The sequence below is a fragment of the Spirosoma knui genome, assembly GCF_054780635.1.
Window position 1 is genome coordinate 1 of record NZ_BAAGVY010000027.1, and the last position, 4965, is coordinate 4965.

At 53.8% G+C, this 4965-nt stretch carries 2 protein-coding genes and 1 pseudogene; all 3 read right to left on the reverse strand.

All coding sequences use genetic code 11. The annotated features are described in order from the left end of the window. Positions 1–196: 196 nt before the first annotated feature. Entirely contained in the window at positions 197–1174 is a 978-nt protein-coding gene (locus ACYVIY_RS28525; protein WP_460980079.1) for an ArdC family protein, read from the reverse strand. 643 nt (positions 1175–1817) lie between these two features. Next, the gene (locus ACYVIY_RS28530; RefSeq protein WP_460980081.1) at positions 1818–4433 is read right to left on the reverse strand and encodes a DEAD/DEAH box helicase family protein; all 2616 of its coding nucleotides are present in this window, start codon (positions 4431–4433) and stop codon (positions 1818–1820) included. Between the two features lie 128 nt (positions 4434–4561). Then, positions 4562–4868 (reverse strand): annotated as a pseudogene (locus tag ACYVIY_RS28535) (transposase); the annotation flags it as partial. Positions 4869–4965: the final 97 nt, after the last annotated feature.

Below are 4965 nucleotides of genomic sequence, written 5' to 3' on the forward strand. Positions count from 1 at the left end.
TGCACCCACCCAGTAAGTATTCTCGTACGGCTCTTTGTCGTTTGTTCATGTTACAGCTCAGTTGCGGGCTGTAAACCTATTCTAGGACATGACAGACATAAATTTTTGGCTTTCGACAGAAGATTGAAGTTCGGTTTCGCTTCGACCAAAGTAGAAAAAATAAATTGGGCCGGGCAGTTGCCCGGCCCAATTCGTATCAGGCGGTCGCTGGTTCCGACTCGACCAGTTCATCAACTCCATTCAGGATAAATGAAGCGGCTTTCTGTGCCTGACCAGCCGCCCGGAAGATAAGTGTTTTGTCGTTGCGCAACCCCGTCAGCCAGCTTTGCAGGTAAGCCGCTGAGTTTTCAATCAGCCGGTTATCGGTCAGATCGAGGCCGCAGTTACTGGCCAGATAACAGGCACCCATTTCAGCCGTTAGTTCTTCTTTCGCGTACCGCTCCCCACCAAAGCCGTCCGACTTTGCCAGTTCCTCCCGGTTCAGGCGGTCACGATGTCCGGTTGAGTGAATCAGTTCATGAAACAAAACCAGATAGTAGGCTTCCAGACAGTCGAACGCGGTAGGGCGGGGCATATTGACCACGTCAAACAATGGGCTGTAATAAGCCCGCGCGGGATCGCGGTGTACGATGTCGGGAGCACCGGCGTAACCAGCGTATACAGCGTCACAGGCGTTGTAGCGGTACAATTCGTCGAGAACGTCCGGCTTCTTCAATTTGGGTAATTCAATGGTTACGCCTTCGACGTCGGCCACGTTGAAAACGTAGTAGTGGCGCAGCAGGGGAACACCGACGGTTTTGGTCTTCGTCTCGCCCTTCCGGTTAGTTACTTCCTTGTCTTTCTCCAGCACCGTCCAGAATACAACCAGATTTCCCTGTGCCCCTTTACGGATTTTACCGCCTAACTCGGATGCCTGTTTAAACGTAAGGTAATAGGGCCGTTCATAGGTTGCACCGCAACCAAGCAGTACGCTGTTGATACCGGTATAGGGTCGTTTGCTGACGTAATTCTGAGCCACCTCGGTGCGGCCATCGGCCAGAATGCCCCACCGCTTGCGCCAGGGAATCGATCCTTTTTCCAGTTCAGCCACAATCAGATTAGTAACTCGGGCGTACAGGTCGGACGCGCCCCCGGTCGTACCGCCCCGCTGTGCGGAAGTTTTTTCACGCTGCATATCAGTCGCCCGAATTAACACGTCGGTGCCGCGCTTGAAGAACACTATAAAGATACGGCTCAACGGCTACCCTAACAATATATATAGCTGACATACAGAACTTTACAGCGAACATACGCCCCCTTTCGTCTACGTCATCAGGCTGGTTTATTTATGTATTTCCGTGATACCGTGTACGGAGAACCGCCGGGTGGCGGTTGTCCGGTTTGTAGCACTGAGGGCAGATGGTGCCGCAGGCTGGCGACAGCGGGCCAAGGCATGGTCTGCCCAGTGTATGGCGAAGCCTGTTTCCCCGCCGGGGCAGGTTACTATTTTAGCTTCTCCAGATATCCGACGCACATGGTTACGTCGTTGAGTCTGCCATCGATTTGAACTCGTATATCGAACCGCTCATAGCCTGTAACAACGCCGATGGCGCCAATGCTGATCAGATGTACCCGGTCACCAATAGACAGCTTAGGTGGAAGCGGATTGTAAAACCGTTTACATAGTGAGTGTGAAGACGGGTTGTCACCCTTGAGCGACGTCCCGGTTTGAATTGGTTCGTATGGCTTCCGACCGACGACAGGAGCGAAGGAAGTGGTACGAACAGTGAACGGTCAAAAGTTCAGCGCGCGGGAGGGTCCCCACGCGCTGACTCCGATTATGCGTCTACCAGTTCCTCCAGCAGCTCCGATTCCTGTAGCATGGCCGTTTGTAAATCGTCTATTTCCAGTTCGAGTTGCCGGATAGCTTCACCGTGCCGAAAGGGTTCGTTTACCCGTTGCAGAAAGGCTGCTTCGTCCGCTCGGGCGCGGTCGATACGTTGCTGACACTGTGCCGGTAGATAAGCAGCATGAGCCACAGCCTGCCGCAGCGACTGGACCAGGCCTGGTCCGCTCGTAATTTCCCCGCACAGGCTGTTTCCCCACTGATAGGTAAATACGTACTCATTCCTGAGCGTAAACACGTCCTGTCGAATTTCTCCGGTTAGTGTTAGTGGCAGACCATTGACCAAAAGCACCGCCTGCGGGGTTACCCGCCGTTTCAGTTGTCCCCGTAACTGCTCCAGCAGTTCCTGTACCGGCTTACCAAACTTTTCGGTGTACGTGACACCATCGATTAGTATGTTGGTAGGCTGATATTGGCCGCTCCGTTCATCAGTAAACCGGGTTTTCAATACGGCCGCTTCCGATTCAAGTAGGGGCAATAGCGGATTCTGTTCAGACAGAATCCGCCGGGCGCGTTCAACCTGCGTCTGCGCGTCGAGTACACTGCGCTGCCAGTTCTTCCGGGCTGTCAATAACCGCGACAGATCAAGCTGTTTGGCTGCGTAAGCCAGTGCGTACTGACTACCGGACAAGGTTGCCATCATCTGATCGAACGACATAGCCGCAAAATCGTCGTCGGCTGAAACATCATTCATGGCCTCGTCGGTCAGATGTCCTTTCAATATCTGATTGATGAATTTCTGCTTTACCGCCAACCGACCGTAGGCGGTAGCATCCAGCGTTTTATCGACACCGTACGTCAGAATTTCAATCGGCATCCCCCAGGTAGCATGTAGATTTCCCTGCCGGATAATGCGGCCGTTCCGCTGCTCAAAATCGGTCGGGCGGTTGGGCGCGTCGAGGTGGTGAAGCGCAACCAGCCGTTCCTGTACGTTAACGCCAATACCCATCCGCTCCGACGTTCCCAGCATTACCCGGACTGCCCCGGTTCGTACACGGGCAAAGACAGCTTCCCGTTTATCGGCCTCGGCCGGACAGATAGCCAGTTCGTCGGCCGTTATACCGACCGTCAGCAGCTTTTCTTTTAGTTCGTCAAACAGGTTAAACCGTATAGCTTCGGCGTAGTTGTCGTCTTCGTCAACGAACAGGCGGGCGGGGGACTGGAATACATCGGCAAAAACCAGTTGTGTACCCTTGTAAGCGTCGGCTAGCCTGTACAGCCGTACGATCTCCGTAACAGCCCGATTTAGTTTCGAGCCTTCTTCATCGTCCTTCAGGGGTGACAACAGCCGGACGTCGAGAGTCGCTTTGCGAGCCTGCCCGAACAGAACCAGCGGCAGATGGCTATTCTCGCGCTTTTCGCTACCCGTCAGGTCCTCAAACCGGCGGAGCCGTTCTTTGATAGTATCCAGCGCATCTTGTACGCCCTCCGTCTGCGGCAGCACAATTTTGGTAAATCCGCCGTTTTTCAGCACCGGTAACGTCTGATCGTGCTGAAACTCGACAATATAATCATTCAGTACCACGTCGACGTGGGCGCGGTATAGTTCGGATAACTGCCGTACGTTTACAAATTGGGCGAAACGGGACACGGCTTTAAACTGGCCCGTTGTTGTCAGTTCAAACGACGAGATCAACTGACCGAACGCCCCGGCGAACTGATCGAACGTAGCAATGCGGGCTTCGTCAAGCCGGGTCGGTGCGATAAAGCGTAACATCGTCCAGGCTTCGGCCATTGTGTTGCTGATTGGTGTACCAGTGGCCAGCACAACCCGTCCCTGTCGGGCCTGCACTGACCGGCATTTAAACATGGCGCTCAACGCGTCTTCAGAACCAGCCGGGTCAATGCCTTTGATACCCCGTCTCGACGTATAGAAGCCCAGTCGTTTGTATTTATGGCATTCATCCAGGAACAGCGCGTCGATGCCCAACTCATCAAACGACAGTATGTTATCTTTTTTGCGGTCGGCCTGCCGTAGTCGTCGCCCTTCCAGCCGTAGCCGTAATTCGTTCAGCCACTTTACTAATGACTTTTTTGACTTGTCCTGCCGGGCGGTTGCGGCAACCGCGGCTTCGATCCGGTCAATTTCTTCCTGCAAAAACGCCTGCTCACTGGCCGGGTCGTCGGGAATCAGTTTGAGGAAACTTTGCGGAATCACGATGCCGTCAAACTGATTGGTAGCAATCCGCTGAAGAAAGCGTTTGCGGCCGCCTGCTTCCAGATCGCCCCGCTGAGGCACGTATACCACCGCCGACGGATACAACAGCCGCCAGCTACGGGCTACGTCGTCAACGGTCGAATTCTGCACAACAAGCAGCGGTTTACGGGCAATACCCAGCCGTTTCAATTCCATAGCGCCTGTAATCATGGTAAACGTCTTGCCGCTACCTACGGCGTGTGCCAGCATAGTATCCTGTAGCTTGATGCGTTCGACGGCCCGGAACTGATGCTCCCGCAACGTGATAGCGGGATTAGCATTTAGATAATGGCTGGTCGACGGACGGGCGAATCGACGCGGTACGTATGCATTGTACAGCTGATTAAACACTTCTTCGATACCGGCTTCGTCGTGCTGCCGGGCGAAATCAACGAACAGTTCGTTTAGTCGCTCCTGCGCGGCAATTGCCTGACTGGTGGCTTCAACGTCGCGAACGCTGCCGGTCCGATTTCTATGGTTTATGCAAGTGGGGACACATAATTTTTATCATATTTTTCGCCCCGGCCTACCACCGCGTACACTCGATGGATGAGCCGCTTCGGCGGTCCGATTGTTGCGAACCGCGTTAAGGACGAGCATTTTGTTCTTACCCTCCTTGACTTTCCGCTGGTAGTAGTCTTGCAACTCGCCTTTGGCTCGGATGGCTGACATAGCTCCTAGATGAAACAAGGACTTAAGCCGTTTACGGGCGTGTTGGCTCACGCCAGGTCTCCCTCGGACACTGCTGCCCGACTGGTAATTAAAAGGAGCAACCCCCGCATGGCAATCGGACCGATTTCTATGATTTAAACAAAGGGGAAAGAAAAGTTTTCGTCATAATTGCGGTCTTCCCGAACACAGGCGAAAATGCGCAAGACAATCT

Excerpts from the sequence above, each read along its gene's own strand:
- ACYVIY_RS28525 (WP_460980079.1), bottom strand. The coding sequence starts at position 1,174 with ATGCAGCGTGAAAAAACTTCCGCACAGCGGGGCGGTACGACCGGGGGC.